General features: G+C 74.5%; 16 protein-coding genes. All 16 read right to left on the bottom strand.

The window, feature by feature from the left end:
• Positions 1-41: 41 nt before the first annotated feature.
• Positions 42-971 carry an RluA family pseudouridine synthase gene (locus MWU57_RS06095; protein WP_246908033.1) on the bottom strand — a complete coding sequence of 310 codons (930 nt, stop codon included), beginning with the start codon at positions 969-971 and terminating at the stop codon, positions 42-44.
• A complete protein-coding gene (gene lspA, locus MWU57_RS06100) occupies positions 971-1,564 on the bottom strand; it encodes a signal peptidase II (RefSeq protein WP_246908036.1) in 594 nt (197 codons plus the stop codon). Before lspA ends, MWU57_RS06095 begins: the two co-directional genes overlap by 1 nt.
• Before the next feature lie 17 nt (positions 1,565-1,581).
• The gene (locus tag MWU57_RS06105) at positions 1,582-2,043 is read right to left on the bottom strand and encodes a TraR/DksA C4-type zinc finger protein (protein WP_106267955.1); all 462 of its coding nucleotides are present in this window, start codon (positions 2,041-2,043) and stop codon (positions 1,582-1,584) included.
• A gap of 127 nt (positions 2,044-2,170) precedes the next feature.
• The gene (locus MWU57_RS06110) at positions 2,171-2,818 is read right to left on the bottom strand and encodes a DivIVA domain-containing protein (protein WP_106267957.1); all 648 of its coding nucleotides are present in this window, start codon (positions 2,816-2,818) and stop codon (positions 2,171-2,173) included.
• Positions 2,819-3,028: 210 nt separating this feature from the next.
• On the bottom strand, positions 3,029-3,325 hold the full coding sequence (locus tag MWU57_RS06115) for a YggT family protein (protein ID WP_106267959.1): 297 nt from the start codon (positions 3,323-3,325) through the stop codon (positions 3,029-3,031).
• 69 nt (positions 3,326-3,394) lie between these two features.
• Positions 3,395-3,868, bottom strand: coding sequence for a cell division protein SepF (locus MWU57_RS06120; protein WP_106267961.1), 474 nt, complete (start codon positions 3,866-3,868; stop codon positions 3,395-3,397).
• A 92-nt stretch (positions 3,869-3,960) separates the two neighbouring features.
• A complete protein-coding gene (locus MWU57_RS06125) occupies positions 3,961-4,770 on the bottom strand; it encodes a polyphenol oxidase family protein (protein WP_246908039.1) in 810 nt (269 codons plus the stop codon).
• The gene (gene ftsZ, locus MWU57_RS06130; RefSeq protein ID WP_106267965.1) at positions 4,767-6,068 is read right to left on the bottom strand and encodes a cell division protein FtsZ; all 1,302 of its coding nucleotides are present in this window, start codon (positions 6,066-6,068) and stop codon (positions 4,767-4,769) included. Before ftsZ ends, MWU57_RS06125 begins: the two co-directional genes overlap by 4 nt.
• 164 nt (positions 6,069-6,232) lie before the next feature.
• The gene (locus MWU57_RS06135; protein ID WP_246908042.1) at positions 6,233-7,192 is read right to left on the bottom strand and encodes a cell division protein FtsQ/DivIB; all 960 of its coding nucleotides are present in this window, start codon (positions 7,190-7,192) and stop codon (positions 6,233-6,235) included.
• A complete protein-coding gene (gene murC, locus MWU57_RS06140; RefSeq protein WP_246908045.1) occupies positions 7,192-8,709 on the bottom strand; it encodes a UDP-N-acetylmuramate--L-alanine ligase in 1,518 nt (505 codons plus the stop codon). Before murC ends, MWU57_RS06135 begins: the two co-directional genes overlap by 1 nt.
• Positions 8,706-9,854 (bottom strand): undecaprenyldiphospho-muramoylpentapeptide beta-N-acetylglucosaminyltransferase, encoded by a 1,149-nt coding sequence (gene murG, locus MWU57_RS06145; protein ID WP_246908047.1) that lies wholly within the window; start codon positions 9,852-9,854, stop codon positions 8,706-8,708. The genes murC and murG overlap by 4 nt, the downstream gene beginning before the upstream one ends.
• Positions 9,855-9,864: 10 nt before the next feature.
• A complete protein-coding gene (locus MWU57_RS06150) occupies positions 9,865-11,103 on the bottom strand; it encodes an FtsW/RodA/SpoVE family cell cycle protein (RefSeq protein WP_106267970.1) in 1,239 nt (412 codons plus the stop codon).
• Between the two features lie 8 nt (positions 11,104-11,111).
• Entirely contained in the window at positions 11,112-12,530 is a 1,419-nt protein-coding gene (gene murD, locus MWU57_RS06155) for a UDP-N-acetylmuramoyl-L-alanine--D-glutamate ligase (protein ID WP_246908050.1), read from the bottom strand.
• Complete coding sequence (gene mraY / locus MWU57_RS06160; RefSeq protein ID WP_106267974.1) at positions 12,515-13,597, bottom strand: phospho-N-acetylmuramoyl-pentapeptide-transferase; 1,083 nt, start codon at positions 13,595-13,597, stop codon at positions 12,515-12,517. Before mraY ends, murD begins: the two co-directional genes overlap by 16 nt.
• Positions 13,594-15,000 carry a UDP-N-acetylmuramoyl-tripeptide--D-alanyl-D-alanine ligase gene (gene murF, locus MWU57_RS06165; RefSeq protein WP_246908054.1) on the bottom strand — a complete coding sequence of 469 codons (1,407 nt, stop codon included), beginning with the start codon at positions 14,998-15,000 and terminating at the stop codon, positions 13,594-13,596. Before murF ends, mraY begins: the two co-directional genes overlap by 4 nt.
• Positions 14,997-16,595 (bottom strand): UDP-N-acetylmuramoyl-L-alanyl-D-glutamate--2,6-diaminopimelate ligase, encoded by a 1,599-nt coding sequence (locus MWU57_RS06170; RefSeq protein ID WP_246908056.1) that lies wholly within the window; start codon positions 16,593-16,595, stop codon positions 14,997-14,999. Before MWU57_RS06170 ends, murF begins: the two co-directional genes overlap by 4 nt.
• Positions 16,596-16,611 lie beyond the last annotated feature (16 nt).

The raw sequence follows: 16,611 nt of genomic DNA on the forward strand, positions 1-16,611 counted from the left end.
CGCGACTCTAACGGGCGAAAGGTCCCGCGGACAAGTACCCGTCAGGCGTAGGCGCCGCGGACGACCTCGAGCGCCGTCTCCAGGTCGTCGGGGTACTCGCTGGTGACCTCGACGCGACCACCGGTCAGCGGGTGCTCGAACCCGAGGCGCATCGCGTGCAGCCACTGCCGCGTGAGCCCGACCTTCGACGCCAGCACCGGGTCCGCGCCGTACGTGAGGTCGCCCACGAGCGGGTGCCGCAGCGCCGAGAAGTGCACGCGGATCTGGTGCGTGCGCCCCGTCTCCAGGTGCACCTCGGCCAACGAGGCCGCGGGCAGCATCTCCAGCACCTCGTAGTGCGTCACGGACGGCTTGCCCTCCGCCACCACCGCGAACCGGTAGTCGTGGTGCGGGTGCCGACCGAGCGGTGCGTCGATCGTCCCGGTGGTCGGTTCGGGGTGGCCCTGGACGAGCGCGTGGTAGACCTTGTCCACGGTGCGCTCCTTGAACGCACGCTTCAGCCCGGTGTACGCCGCCTCGCTCTTGGCCACCGCCATCAGCCCGGAGGTCCCGACGTCGAGCCGGTGCACGATGCCCTGCCGCTCGGCCGCCCCGGACGTGGAGATGCGGTAGCCCGCCGCCGCCAGCGCGCCGACCACCGTCGGCCCCGTCCACCCCGGCGACGGGTGCGCCGCCACGCCGACCGGCTTGTCGACCACCACGACGTCGTCGTCCTCGTAGGCGATCCGCATCCCCTCGACGGGCTCCGCGACGACCGCCGGTGCCGAGGTGGGTTCCGGCACGTCGACCTCCAGCCAGCCACCCGGGGTGAGACGGTCCGACTTGCCGACCTCGCGGCCGTCGAGCCGGACGGCACCCCCGGCGGCGAGCTCCGCCGCCTGGGTGCGCGAGAAACCCAGCATGCGCCCGAGGGCGACGTCCACCCGTTCGCCCACCAGGCCGTCCGGCACCGGCAGCGTCCGCGCCACCATCAGGCGGCGTCCCGGGCCTCGCGGCTGCCGTCGATGCCCACACCGCGGAAGGAGAGCACCACGATGAGGCCGGCCGCGACGACGATCGCGATGTCGGCGACGTTGCCGACGAAGAAGTCGGCGTAGGCGATCATGTCGACGACCTCGCCCCGGGCGAATCCTGGTTCGCGCAGCAGCCGGTCGACGAGGTTGCCCAGGGCGCCGCCGAGCAGCAGCCCGAGGGCGACGGTCCAGCCCACGGAGCCGAGCCGCCGCATCGCACGGAAGATCACCACGACGACCGCCACGACCACGATCGTCAGGACCCACGTGTAGCCGTTGGCCATGATGGACAGCGCGGCCCCGGGGTTGAAGACGAGGGTGAGCCCGAGCAGGTCGCCCAGCAGCGGGACCCGCACGCCCTCGGTGAGGGCTGTCAGCGCCCACCACTTCGTGAGCTGGTCGACCACGAGGACGGCGCCCGCCAGCAGGAGTGCCCACCGGCCCAGCCGCCCCCGGTGTGCGGACGGCTCGGAGGGAGGCGTCGAGGAGGCGGCCTCGGGCTCGTCGGGGATCTCAGGAACCGGCTGGGCACCGGTGGGCGTGGAGGACATCGCGCCCGATTCTACGGTCAGCGACGCTCCTCGCGCGCCTTCGCCTCGACCGACAGGGTCGCCCGGGGGAAGGCCTGCAGCCGCGCCTTGCCGATCGGGTGGTTCGTGATCTCGCACGTGGCGTAGGTGCCGCTGCGGATCCGGTCGAGCGCGTGCGTCGTCTGCGCCAGCAGGTCGCGCAGGTTGTTGACCAGCGTCAGCTCCTGCTCGCGCTCGAGTGCGCTCGAGCCGTAGTCGGCCTGGTCGTCGCCGGCGCCGTCGCCGGAGTTGCGCAGCAGGTCGCTCAGCTCGGCGTCGGCCGCGGCCAGCTCGCGGGTGAAGCGCTCGCGGTCCTCCAGCAGGAGCAGCGCGAGCTCGGACACCTCCTGGAGGGTCCAGGGGTCCTCCCCGTCACGGACGGGGAAGTTCTTGACGTCCCGCGCGAGGTTCGGGAACTCTTCCCGGACCGTGTCCCGCTGGGAGGTGGAGAGCTTGGCCATTCGCTGCCCTTCCGTTCGTGAGGTCACCGCAGCGTAAGTGCGCGGACCGGCCCGCACAACAGCACGCGCCGACGTGGCGTGTCCTGCGGTGGGGCCGGTCCGCGCAGGGACCGCTCCGGAGGTCCGCTCAGAGTTCCTGGGGACGTCCCGCGTTGGCGTTCTGCCGCTGGGGCGGGAGCGCCGAACCGCGCGCGTCCAGGTCGCCGAGCAGGTTCTGCAGGAAGCTCTTGAGCCGCGTGCGGTAGTCCCGCTCGAACAGCCGGAGCTCGTCGATCTTGCGCTCGAGGAGCGAGCGCTCCTGCTCGAGCTGCGAGAGCGTGCGGTGGCTCGTCTCCTCCGCCTCCCGCACGATGCGGCTGCCCTCGGACTTCGCCTCGGAGATCAGGCGGTCGCCCTCCTCCTGGCCCGAGCGCACGTAGTCGTCGTGCAGCTTCTGCGCCAGCTGGAGCATGCCGGTGGCCGACTCGGGCTCCGCGTGCGGCTTGTCGCCCGCCGGCGGTGCTGCCGCGGCGGCCGCGGCCGCCGCCTGGACCTGCGCCGCGACGTCAGGCTGCTCGGCGGACTGCTGCGCGGCATCGCTGCGGCTCAGCTCACCGACGCGGCGCTCGGCCGCGGCCAGCTTGGAGCGCAGGTCGTCGTTCTCCTCCTGCACGGACGTGAGCGTGCGGACGACCTCGTCGAGGAAGTCGTCGACTTCTTCGACGTCGTATCCCTCGCGGAACTTGGTCGCCGAGAACTTCTTGTTGAGGATGTCCTCTGCCGTCAGCAGTGCCATCGTGTCACCTCGTTGCCGTAGCGCGGTCCAGTGCACGGACCCGGAGCGTCCGTGGATGCCCACGGTAGCCGACGCCCGCGGCGACGGCCCCCCGGGCGGGTCGCGCTCACGGTGTCTTCACAGGTCCGACGGCAGTTGGTCCCGCGTGTCGCGGGACGCACGCCGGGTCGGCGCGCGTCGGCGCGCGCCGCCGCCGCCGCACGGGGATGCTCAGAAGCTCGCCGCGAGCGCGCCGGCGACGCGCAGCAGGATCGACGTGGCCAGGAACAGCACGAGGAACGCCAGGTCGAGGCGGATGCTGCCCAGGCTCAACGGCGGGATGACGCGGCGCAGCGCACGCAGCGGCGGGTCCGTGACCGTGTACACGGCCTCGGCGATCACCAGCACGATGCCGCGCGGACGCCACTCCCTGGCGAAGACCTGCACCCAGTCGAAGACGAGGCGGACGATCAGGCAGACGAGGAACAGGAACAGGGCGAAGTAGACGACGCCGAAGATCACACTCACGAGGGCAACCTACCGGACGCACGACGCGCGGCCCGGGGGGCGCTCCCGGGCCGCGCGTCGTGGTTGGTCTCAGCTCTGGTTGTAGAACGCGCCGGCACGGGGGTCGGGTCGCTCGGCGACCTGCTCCTCGCCCGTGATCTCGACGTGCTCGGGCGAGAGCAGGAAGACCTTGTTCGTCACCCGCTCGATCGACCCGTGCAGGCCGAAGATGAGCCCGGCCGAGAAGTCGACGAGACGCTTGGCGTCGGCGTCGTCCATGTCGGACAGGTTCATGATGACCGGGGTGCCACCGCGGAAGGCCTCCCCGATGAGCCGGGCGTCGTTGTACGACCGGGGGTGGATCGTCGTGATCCGCCGCAGGTCTCCCCCGGCGAACGCGTCCATCGGTGCTCCGTCCCGGTGCAGAGGCGTGACCTCGGCCTGGTAGTCGTCGTCACGCACCGGCTCCAGCTCCTCGTCGAACTCGTCGAGGTACTCCCCGTCAGGGCGCTGGTCGTCGGCCAGCCCCAGGTACAGCATGGTCTTGCGAAGCGCTCCGCCCATCGCCCTGCTCCGTTTCGTCGGTAGGTCTGTGACTTGACGGTAACCAGCACCGCGCGGTAAGCGGCGCACGACACGCCGGGTGCCGCACGGACTCAGGCGAGGACGATCACTCCCGCCTGGCGCCCGGTGACCTCGCCCGCGGCCGTGGCCTGACGGTGCGAGAAGAGATCCGGGTCGGTGCGCGTGCACCGTTCCACCCGGTCGGCCGGAACGCCCATCGCCGACAGGCGGGCCAGCACGCCGGCCGGCAGGTCGAGCGCGGGGGTGCCCGAGGCGGTCGTGGCCCACGCCTCCGGCACGACGGCGGTCACCTCGTCGCGCAGGGCCTCCGGCACCTCGTAGCACGCACCGCAGACGGCCGGGCCGACGGCGGCGCGCAGCCCGTCCCTGCTGGCTCCGCGCGCGACCATCGCGTCGACCGCACGGTCCACGACGCCGGCCACGAGCCCTCGCCGCCCGGCGTGGGCGACACCGGCGACGCGTGCGACGGGATCGACGAGGAGGACCGGGACGCAGTCGGCCACCAGGACCCCGAGCCCCAGCCCGGCCTCGGCCGTCACGAGGGCGTCGGCCTCGCCGGCGCTCAGCGGCGGCGTCACCGACTCCCACTCGGTGCGCTCCGCACCGCCGAGCGCCAGCACCGTGGCACCGTGCACCTGGGTGGCGAAGGCGACGGGCGCCCCGATCCATCCGGCCAGCTGCTCACGGTTGCGACGCACCCGGGCCTCCTCGTCGCCCGTCGACGTGGCGAGGTCGAGCGAGGACCAGGGCGCGGGAGACACGCCGCCGTGCCGCGTGGTGAAACCGGCCACGACGCCCGGACCGAGGTCCACACGCAGCAGTCCTGCTCCGAGGTCCGCGGGCAAGAGCGCCTCCTGGGCCCAGGTGGCCGACGACGTCACTTCAGGAAGTCGGGCACGTCGAGCTCGGGCTCCGGCCGGGACCTCTCGGCCACCCGCGGCACCTCGACCGGCCGCTCCACGGTCACGCCCTCGCCGTCCTCGACCACGGTGAAGGCGGGCCGCGCCTGACCGGAGCCCACCGGCTGCAGGCTCGCGGGGACGTCGTCGGGGTCAGCAGGGATGGGCCTCGGCCTGGCGTGCGCCGGCTCGGCGGCGGGCACCGGGGCGGTCGCCGGCGAGCCCCCCTGCGGCGAGGAGGCCGCGGGGGCCGTCCGGGCGCTGTCGGCGACGGCCGGCGAAGCGGCCCCGGCCACCTGACCCAGGGCGCGGGAGTCCTCCCGGGTCTTCGGCAGACCGCCGTCGAACCCCGCCGCGATGACCGTGACGCGCACCTCGTCACCGAGGGCGTCGTCGATGACCGTGCCGAAGATGATGTTCGCCTCCGGGTGGGCCGCCTCCTGCACCAGGCGCGCCGCCTCGTGCACCTCGAACAGCCCGAGGTCGCTGCCGCCCTGGATGGACAGCAGCACGCCGTGGGCGCCGTCGATCGAGGCCTCGAGCAGCGGCGAGGAGATCGCCAGCTCGGCGGCCTGCACCGCCCGATCCTCCCCGCGGGCAGAGCCGATGCCCATCAGGGCCGATCCCGCACCCTGCATCACCGACTTGACGTCGGCGAAGTCGAGGTTGATCAGTCCGGGGGTGGTGATGAGGTCCGTGATGCCCTGGACACCGGAGTGCAGGACCTGGTCCGCCGAGTGGAACGCGGCGATCGCCGAGACGCTCTTGTCGGACATGGACAGCAGGCGGTCGTTCGGGATCACGATGAGGGTGTCGACCTCCTCGCGGAGCGCCTCGATGCCCTGCTCTGCCTGGACCGAGCGGCGCCGACCCTCGAAGGTGAACGGCCGCGTCACGACGCCGACGGTCAGCGCCCCCAACGAGCGGGCGATGCGGGCCACGACGGGCGCGCCGCCGGTGCCCGTGCCGCCGCCCTCGCCGGCGGTGACGAAGACCATGTCCGCCCCGCGCAGGACGTCCTCGATCTCCTCCTCGTGGTCCTCGGCGGCCTTGCGCCCGACCTCGGGGTCGGCGCCGGCCCCCAGGCCGCGGGTGAGCTCGCGCCCGACGTCGAGCTTGACGTCGGCGTCCGACATCAGCAGCGCCTGGGCGTCGGTGTTGATGGCGATGAACTCGACGCCCTTGAGGCCGACCTCGATCATGCGGTTCACGGCGTTCACGCCGCCACCGCCGATGCCGACCACCTTGATCACTGCCAGGTAGTTCTGCGGAGTTGCCACGTCGTTGCCTCTCGGGTCGTTCCGGGTCCTGACCCCACCGCCGTCGTTCAACCTTCAGGTTGTAGTTGAAGGTGAGAGTTATGTCAGGTTGCTGCTGTGACGACGGTAGGTCGCCCGGAGCGGCGCCCGCCGGACGTGGCCCGGCGTGTCGCGACCGCTCGGGCTCACCGGGTGACCGGGAGCTCGGGCGACGACACGTCGATCACGCCCGCGTCCGCCGCCACCTCCCGCAAGGTCTGGACGACCTCCACCTTGAGGGGCAGGCTCGTCTCCCCGCCCCAGCGCACGCTCACGCCGTCGCGCAGGACGGTCTCGACGTCGTCCTGGGTCTGCGCGCTGACCTGCTCGACCTCGAGGGCCAGCTCCACCGGCAGGGCGGCGACCACGGCCAGCGCGGCCCGCAGGCTGTCCGCCGACTCCTCGTCCAGCGGCACCGAAACGACGGGGAGCTTCCGCGGCGCCTTCTGGCGCGATCCCACCCGCACGCCCTCCGCGTCGAGCAGGACGTACCGGTCCCCGTCGGGCACCGCCGCGACCGGCTCCCGGGCGGTCAGCAGCACCTGGATCCCCTGGGGCCACGACCGCTGGACGCTCACGTCCTTGACACCGCGGAGCCCGAGGATCTCGCGGCGCATCCCCCCGGTGTCGATCCGCAGCAAGGGCGTCCCGGCCGCGGCCTCGACCACCTCGCGGACCCTGTCCGCGTCGACCGTGGTGCCCGCGCCCGACACGCTCACCTCGCTGCGCTCGAGCGCGAGCAGCTCCGACCAGCCGGCGACCCACCCCGCCCCGCCCAGCAGGGCGAGCACGAGCACGACGGCGACCACGAGGCGCCACGAACGGTGGCGCCGCATGGCCGAGCGCTCCGCCAGCCGGTCGGCCATCGCCGAGGACACGCGCCCGGGCGAGCCGGTGCCGGCGGCGCCCGCGGCACTGCTCGTGGTTGCGGCGCTGCTCGGGCTCGCGGCGCTCGCCGCGCTGCTCGCCGAGCGCTCGACCGCCCGGCCGGCCGGCCTCGCCGGACGCTCCGCCGGCCGCGCCGGGCTCGCCGCGCTGCGCGCCGAGCCGGCACCCGACGCGGACGACGGGCGCTGGGGCGTGCGAGGACGAGGTGGCGGGCGCATCACCCCATGGTCGCGCCGTCGGCCCCGTCGCCGGGACCCGCCACGCCGTGCCCGGTGCGGAGCCGGGCCAGGATCACCCCGGCGAGCTCGGTCACGTCGCCCGCTCCGACCGTGATCACCAGGTCACCCGGGCGCGCGAGGTCGGCGACGGCGTCCGCGGCCTCGAGCCGGTCCTCGACCGCGCGGAGCCGCCCGCCCGACCGGGTGCCACGGGAGAGGTCCGCGATCGTGCGTGCGGTGACCGTCGGGTCGACGTCCTCCCGCGCACGGTAGACGCCGGTCACGACGACCTCGTCCGCCAGCTCCAGCGCTCGCGCGAAACGGTCCGCGAAGGCACGGGTCCGCGAGTACAGGTGGGGCTGGAAGAGCACCAGGACCCGCCCCTCCCCGGCCGCCGGGCGTGCGGCCGTCAACAGGGCCTCCACCTCTGTGGGGTGGTGGTCGTAGCTGTCGAAGACCCGGACGCCGGCCGCCTCCCCCTTGGGCTCGAACCGGCGCCCGGTGCCGACGAAACCCGCCGCGCCGCGCACGGCGTCGGCCGGGTCCACGCCGAGGAGCACGGCCGTCACGACGGCCGCGGTCGCGTTGAGGACGTTGTGCGCCCCCGGCACGGCGAGGTCCAGCACGTGGCCTCCCGGACCGAGCGGCCCGCCTCCCACCGTGGCTCGCGCCGTCCCCGCCCCGACCACGACGTCGCGCACGACGACGTCGGCCCCGGCCGAGGTGCCGTACGTCACCGCGCGCCCCCCGGCCTGCCGGTGCGCGGCCGCGAGCCGGGCCGAGCCCGCGTCGTCGGCGCAGGCGACCAGCCAGCCGTCCGGGGTGATGCGGGCGGCGAAGTCGACGAACGCCTGCTCGAACGCCTCCTGCGAGCCGTAGTGGTCGAGGTGGTCGGCCTCGACGTTCGTGACGACCGCCACGGCCGGCGCGTAGTTGAGGAACGAGCCGTCCGACTCGTCGGCCTCCGCGACGACCAGGTCCGAGGTCCCGGCGTGCCCCCCGGGCACGGCGTGATCCCCGGTGACGTCGCGGACCCGCACCGTCCCGCCGATCGCGAACGACGGGTCCAGACCACCGGCGCGCAGCACGGTGGCCACCATCGCGGAGGTCGTCGTCTTGCCGTGCGCCCCGGCCACGGCCACCCCGCGCCGCCCGGCCATGAGGGCGGCGAGCGCCTCCGAGCGGTGCAGCACCCGGACACCGGCCGCCCGTGCGGCAGCCAGCTCCGGGTTGTCCGGTCGCACCGCGGAGGACACCACGACGGTGTCGACCCGCGGAGCCCCCGTCGCGTCCACCACGTGGTCCGCGTCGTGCCCCACCCAGACCCGCACGCCGTCAGACTGCAGGGCGTCGAGCGCCGCGGACCGCACCGCGTCGGAGCCCTGCACCTCCAGGCCCCGGGCGGCGAGCAGCCGGGCGACCACGGAGACCCCGGCACCGCCCACGCCGATCAGGTGGACGGTACCCAGCCCCGCCACGGGCACCGGCGCGCTCGCCGCCGCCGGCGTGCCGCTCATCGCGCGCCCCCGGCGGCGTCAGCCACCAGGTCGGCCATCCGGGCGGCGGCGTCCCGCACGCCGACGGAGCGGGCGGCCGCCGACATCGCCGCGAGCCGCTCCCCGTCACCGGCGAGCGCCGGGACGTGGGTGGCGACCCAGGCGGCGTCGAGGTCCGCGTCGTCGACCAGCAGCCCTCCCCCGGCACCGACGACCCCGGAGGCGTTGAGCCGCTGCTCGCCGTTGCCGATCGGCAGCGGGACGTAGACGGCCGGCAGGCCCAGGGCCGCCAGCTCGCAGACGGTGCCGGCGCCGGACCGTGCCACGACCAGGTCGCAGGCCGCGAGCGCCTGGTGCATCTCGGACAGGTACTCGCGCACCTGGTAGCGAGCAGGGTCGTGCCCGCCGGCGGTGACCGCCTCGCCCACCGTGTCCCGCACGGGTCCGGACTTGTCGCGACCGGTGAGGTGCAGGACCTGCAGGCCGGCGCCGAGCAGGGCGTCGGCCGCCCCCGCGACGGCCTCGTTGACGCGCAGCGCCCCGGACGAGCCGCCCGTGACCAGGAGCGTGGGCAGCGTCGGGTCGAGGCCGAGCGCCTCGGCCGCCCGTCGTCGCGCGGCGACGGCGTCGCGCTCGCGCTCGTCGACGAGCCCGGCGATCTCGGTCCGCAGCGGCAGACCGACGCAGGTGGCACCCGGCAGGTCGGTCTCGGCGAAGGTCGTCCCCACGGCAGCGGCCCAGCGGGCACCGAGCCGGTTCGCCAGGCCGGGGCGCGCGTTCTGCTCGTGGATGACCACGGGGACGCCCCGGCGGCGGGCCGCGAGGTACGCGGGTGTCGAGACGTACCCGCCGAAGCCGACGACGGCGCGGGCACCGATCTCGTCGATCGCCGCCTCGGCGGCCTTCACCGCGGACCCGAGCCGGCCGGGCAGCCGCAGCAGGTCGACGCTGGGACGACGCGGCAGCGGTACCCGCGGGATCTCGCGCAGCTCGTAGCCGCGCGCCGGGACCAGGTCGGCCTCGAGCCCCGTCGCGGTGCCCAGCACGAGGAACGACGCCTCGGGCTCGCGCGCGCGCAGCTCGTCCGCGACGGCCAGGAGGGGGTTGACGTGGCCGGCGGTCCCGCCGCCGGCCAGCACGACGGATCGTACGGAGGAGGAGTTCACACGCCGGACCCTACCGGCCCGCGCGACGTCCACGGCCGAGCACGGTGAGCGATCGCCGCACGGCCCCGCCCCGCGCGGCGAACGCCTCGGGCGCCCCGGGTTCGGACCGCGCGAAGCTGATCACCATGCCGAGCGCGACCACCGTCGCCACCAGCGCCGACCCGCCCGCCGAGACGAGAGGCAACGGGACACCGATGACGGGGAAGACGCCCACGACGACCCCGATGTTCAGGAACGCCTGGCCCACGACCCAGCACGCGACCGCCGCGGTGGTGATCTTCACGAACGGGTCGGGGTGCCGGCGGACCACCCGGGCCATCGCCACGCCGAGCACGGCGAACAGCGCGAGCACCAGCAGGGTGCCGAGCAGCCCGAGCTCCTCGCCGATGACGGCGTAGATGAAGTCGTTGTGCGCCTCCGGCAGGTATCGCCACTTCTCCCGGCTGGCCCCCAGGCCCACGCCGAAGAGCCCACCGGTGCCCAGGCCCCACAGGCCGTGCAGCGACTGGTAGCACTCGTCCTGGGTGTCCGTGCAGCCGCTGTACACGGTGAGGATGCGCCCCATGCGGTTGGAGTTGCCGTACACGAAGAAGAACCCGACGACGAAGGTCGCCGCCAACGCACCGAGGCCGAGCAGGCGGGTGGGCGCACCCGCGACCCAGAGGGCACCGGCGACGAGCCCCGCCATGACCAGCACGGTGCCGAGGTCGTTGCCCGCCATCACCAGGCCGAGCACGACCAGGGCGCCCGGCACGGCCGGGACGAGGGCGTGGCCCCACGACCCCAGGAGGTGCTGCTTGCGCCCGAGCACGAAACCCAGCCACAGCGCCAGGGCCAGCTTGCTGACCTCGGCGGGCTGCAGCGACAGGCCGCCACCGAGGTAGATCCAGCCGACGTTCCCGCCCGCGCCACGGGCCAGCGCCGGCACCAGGGTCAAGGACTGCAGCGCCACGGCCGTGATGAGCGCCGGCCAGGCCATCCGCCGGTACCAGCGCACCGGGATGCGGGTCGCCACGACGGCCAGCGGCACCCCGATGAGCGCGAACCGCGCCTGCTCCAGGCCCTCCGCCCACGGTGGGTCGCCCGCGGCGATCGAGGTCACGGTCGAGCTCGAGAACACCATGACCAGGCCGATGACGAGCAGCAGCCCTGTCGCGCCCACGAGGAGGTAGTAGCTCGTGGCGGCCGAGTTCCACTGCCCCAGCCACGGCCGGTCCGTGCTGCGTCGCACCCCCTGGGTGACCGCCATCGTGCTCCCTACGCCAGGTCCTGCACCGCGGTGGTGAAGGCGTCACCCCGCTCGGCGTAGGACGAGAACTGGTCCATGGACGCTCCCGCCGGTGCGAGCAGCACGGTGTCGCCGGGGCCGGCGAGCTCCCGCGCGGCTCCCACCGCTCGGCGCATCACCGTGCCAGTGTCCCCGGGATCGACGACGACGACGGGGATCTCGGGTGCGTGTCGGGCGAGCGCGTCCGTCCACGGCGTCGGGTCGGTCCCGACGACCACGGCCGCCCGCAGCCGGTCCGCCCGGCTCGCGACCAGGTCGTCGAAGGACGCGCCCTTGGCGAGCCCGCCGGCGACCCACACGGCGGTGCCCGGCGCGCAGGCGGCCAGCGCGGCCGCGGCCGCGTGCGCGTTCGTGGCCTTCGAGTCGTCCACGTAGGCCACGCCGTCGACGTGCCGCACGACGGCGGCCCGGTGGGCGTCCGGCCGGAAGGCGCGCAGACCGTCGCGCACGGCGTGGGCCGCGACGCCGTGCGCCCGGGCGAGCGCCGCCGCGGCGAGGGCGTCGGCGACGACGTGCGGTGGCGCCCCGGCGGGGCCCAGGTGCGCCAGGTCGTCGAGGGTGCCGAGCTCGGCGGCGGTGCGCAGCCGGTCCCGGGCGTCGGCCGGCGCGTGGAACGCCCGGTCCACGAGGACGCCCTCGACGACGCCGAGCTGGCCCGGGCCGGGCGCCCCGAGGGTGAACCCCACCGCGAGGGCGCCCTCCGCGACGTCGGCGTCCCGCACGAGCTGCTCGGTCCGCGGGTCCGCCACGTTGTAGACGCACGCGACCTGCGCCCCGCGGTAGATGCGACCCTTGGCGGCGGCGTACGCGTCCAGCGAACCGTGCCAGTCGAGGTGGTCGGTCGCCACGTTGAGCACGGCGCCCGCCTGCACCGCCATCGAGACCGTGTGGTGCAGCTGGAAGCTGGAGAGCTCGACGGCCAGCACGTCCAGGGACGGGTCCTGGGCCGCGGCCAGGACGGGTGTGCCCACGTTGCCCACCGCGGCGGTCCGCAGCCCGGCGGCGGTGAGGATGGAGGCCAGCATCCGTACCGTGGTGGTCTTGCCGTTGGTGCCCGTCACCGCGAGCCACGGCGCACCGGCCCGCAGCCGCCAGGCGAGCTCGACCTCGCTCCACACCGGGACGTCGGCCGCGCGGGCCGCCGCGAGCAGCGCCGCCGACGGCGGCCAGCCGGGCGAGACCACCACGACGTCGGCGTCCGCGACCAGCCGTGCGGCGACCACGGGGTCCGCCGCGTCCGTCCCGGAGACGTCGGCGTCCTCCGCCCGGGCGTCCACCGTCACCACCGACGCCGCACGTCCCGCCAGGGCGTCGACGACGGCACGACCGGTCACCCCGAGGCCCGCCACCACCGCACGGGCGCCGTCCACCGTCAACTGACGACCCACTCGGCGTAGAAGACGCCCATCCCCAGCGCCGCGAAGAAGCCGGCGATGAGCCAGAAGCGGATGACGATCGTCACCTCTCCCCACCCGGACAGCTCGAAGTGGTGGTGCAGCGGCGCCATCTTGAAGACCCGCTTGCCGGTGAGCTTGAACGACCCGATCTGGATGATGTCGCTCATCACGATGATGACGAACAGTCCACCGATGATCGCCGCGAGGATCTCCGTGCGGCTGAGGATCGACAGCCCGGCGAGGGCGCCACCCAGCGCCAGCGAGCCCGTGTCGCCCATGAAGATCTTCGCCGGGCTCGCGTTCCACCACAGGAAGCCGACGCAGGCGCCCATGATCGCCGCCGCGACGATCGCCAGGTCCTGCGGGTCGCGCACCTCGTAGCAGCCCGGCCCGGCGGCGGCGGCCCGCTGGCAGGACTGGTTGAGCTGCCAGATGCCGACCAGCACGTACGCACCGAACACGATGAGGGAGGACCCGGTGGCCAGCCCGTCGAGACCGTCGGTGAGGTTGACCGCGTTCGACCAGGCCGTGATGAGGAAGTTCGCCCAGATGACGAACAGGAGCAGGCCCACGGTGGCACCGGCGAACGCGAGGTCGAGGTTGGTGTCGCGCAGGAACGAGATCCGCGTGGAGGCCGGCGTGCGGGAGTTCGCGTTGGGGAACTGCAGGGCCAGCACCGCGAACGAGATGCCGACGAACCCCTGGCCGACGATCTTGGCCCGCGCCGTCAGCCCGAGGGACCGCTGGTTGCGGATCTTGGTGAAGTCGTCGAGGAACCCCACCAGCCCCAGCCCGGTCATGAGGTACAGCGCCAGGAGCGCGGACGCGCTCGGCGGCCGACCGGCGAAGATCATGGACGCCGCCACGCCCAGGAGCGTGGCACCGATGATGACCACCCCACCCATGGTGGGCGTGCCACGCTTCGTGAAGTGCGCCGTCGGGCCGTCCTGGCGGACGAACTGGCCGTAGTTGCGACGCACCAGGAACTTGATGAACAGGGGCGTGCCGAGCAGCGCGACGAGGAGCGAGACGCCCGCGGCCGCGAGGACCGCGATCACGCGTCGGCCTCCACGAGCTGGTCGGCGAGACGCCACAGGCCGGAGCCCTGCGACGCCTTGACGAGGACGACGTCACCCGCGGTCAGCTCGGCGGCGAGCACTTCCCGCGCGGCCTCCAGATCGGGCACGAACACCGACTCCTCTCCCCAGGAGCCCTCCTGCTGGGCCCCCTCGTGGACGTGGTACGCCCCTTCGCCGACCACGACGAGACGCTTGACGTTGAGCCGGACCGCGAGCCGACCGATCGCGTCGTGCTCGACGCGCGCGGCGTCGCCGAGCTCGCGCATCTCCCCCACGACGGCGACCGACCGGCGGGTGCGTCCCGCCATGACCGCCAGCGTACGCAACGCCGCGCGCATCGAGTCGGGGTTCGCGTTGTAGGAGTCGTCGACGATCGTCACCCCGTCGGACCGCTCGGTCACGGCCATGCGGTGCGGGCTCAACGGCGTGGCCGACGAGAGCCGCTCCGCGACGACGTCCAGCGGCACGCCGAGCTGCAGGGCCGTCGCGGCGGCGGCCAGCGCGTTGGTCACGTGGTGGGCTCCGACCAGCCGCAGCTCGACCGGGGCGGTGCCGTCGGCGGTGGTGAGGGCGAACCGGGCCCGGCCGCCGTCGACGACCACCTCGCGGGCGCGGACGTCTGCCGCCGGGATGGTGCCGAACGTGACGACGTCGGTGCCGGGCGCGGCCCGGTTCGACATCGCGGCGACCCGCGAGTCGTCGACGTTGAGCACCACCGTCCCGCCGTGGCGCACACCCTCGACCATCTCCCCCTTGGTGCGGGCGATCGTCTCGACGTCACCGAACCGGCCGAGGTGCGCGGTGCCCACCGCGAGGACGATGCCGACGTCCGGCGGGGCCACCCGCGTCAGGTCGGCGATGTTGCCCGGGGCGTCGGCGCCCATCTCCAGGACGAGCACCCGCGTGGCCGTCGTGGCCCGCAGCACGGTGAGGGGAAGGCCGATCTCGTTGTTGAAGGACCCGGCCGGCACCACGATCGCCTCCGGCCCGACGTCCGGCCCGAGGAGCTGGCCGAGCAGGTCCTTGGTGGTGGTCTTGCCGACCGAGCCGGTCACGGCCACCACCCGGACCTCGCCGGCCGCCCGGAGCCGCTCCAGGACCACGCGGGCGAGCGCGCCGAGCGCGACCTGGACGTCCGCCACGACGACGCACGGGACGCCGTCGACCGGGCGGGTGGCCAGGACCAGCGCGGCGCCTGCAGCGACGGCAGCGGCGGCGAAGTCGTGCCCGTCGACGTGCTCCCCCGGGACCGCCACGAAGAGCGCCCCCGCCTCGACCAGACGCGAGTCGACGACCACGGGGCCGGTCACGGCCGCGCCGGCCTCGGCCCGCAGCGTGCCGGACGTCGCCTCGGCCACCTCGGCGGCAGTGAGCTCGATCATGCGGAAGGGGTCCTCTCTGCACGGGCACGCAGGGCGCTGCGGGCCTCGACACGGTCGTCCAGGGCGACGTCGACGCCCCGGACCTCCTGGATGGTCTCGTGGCCGCGTCCGGCGACCAGCACGGTGTCGGTCGGGCCGGCCTCGAGCACGGCACGCCGGACGGCCTCGGCCCGGTCCCCGACCTCCTGCACGACGACGTCACGCCCGGCCGCGCGAGCGCTCGCGCGGGCGGCCTCGGCCCCGGCGAGCACCTCGGCGCGGATCTTCGCGGCGTCCTCGTCGTGCGGGTCGTCGTCCGTCAGCACGACGACGTCGGCGCCCGCCACGGCCGCGGCACCCATCGCGGGCCGCTTGCCCGGGTCACGGTCCCCCGTGGCCCCGAAGACCACGACGAGGCGACCCGCCGTCGTCGGCCGCAGCGCCGCCAGGGCGAGCTCGAGCGCATCGGTGTTGTGCGCGAAGTCGACGACCACCCGCGGGTGCCCGTCACCGCCGGCGCCGACCACCTCCATGCGGCCGGGCACGCGGGCGGACAGCCCGTCCGCCGCGTCCAGGGCGGCGCTGACGTGCTCCGGAGCAGCCCCGGACGCCAGGACCATGACGACGGCGAGCGCCGCGTTCGCCACGTTGAACCCGCCCGGCAGCGCGGTGGAGGTCCGCAGCTCGCGGCCGTCGGTGTGCCGCAGCGTGAACGCCGACCCCGTCCCGTGCGGGGCGACGTCGGAGACGGTCCAGTCCGCCGTCAGGGCGTCGTGCGGCGCCGGAAGGGTGCGGACCGTCTCCACGGGGACACCCGCCGAGGCCGCCATCCGCTCGCCCCAGGCGTCGTCCACCACGACGACACCCCGCCGCGACCGCGCCGGGGTGAACAGCTCCGCCTTGGCCGCGAAGTAGGTGGGCAGGTCGCCGTGGAAGTCCAGGTGGTCCTGGCTGAGGTTGGTGAAGCCGGCCACGTCGAAGACGATGCCGTCGACCCGGCGCATCGTCACGGCGTGCGACGAGACCTCCATCGTCAGGGCGTCGACGCCGATCTCCCGCATCCGGGCCAGGAGCGCCTGCAGGTCCGCGGCCTCCGGGGTCGTGAGCCGGCTCGGCAGGACCTGGTCACCGGCGCGGGTCTCCACGGTGCCGACGAGCCCGCCACGGTGTCCCAGGGCGCGCAGCAGGTGGTCCACCTGGTACGTCGTGGTGGTCTTGCCGTTGGTCCCCGTCACGCCGAACGTCGTCAGGTGCTGGGCCGGCTCGCCGTGCACCCAGGCCGCGACGGGCCCCAGCACGCCGCGCACGTCGTCCGCGACCAGCACGGGGACGCCGAGGCCGGCCAGCATGCGGGCCCCGGCGGTGTCGGTGAGCACCGCGGGGGCGCCCCGTCGCACGGCGTCCGCCGCGTACGTCGCGCCGTGGCTGCGAGCGCCCGGCAGGGCGACGAACAGGTCCCCGGGGACCACCGCCCGGTTGTCGCTGGCGACGGCCGAGACGAGGGCCTCGGACGACGGCCCGCCGGACGCGACGGTCAGGCCGAAGGCCGTGGCGACGTCGGCCAGCCGACGCGGGACGGGATCCGCGGGACGGATGCGATCGGTCGGGGATGTCACGGGGTAGAACCTACCT

Origin of the sequence: Isoptericola sp. S6320L, from assembly GCF_023015685.1 — a bacterium.
Lineage (GTDB): Bacteria > Actinomycetota > Actinomycetes > Actinomycetales > Cellulomonadaceae > Isoptericola > Isoptericola halotolerans_A.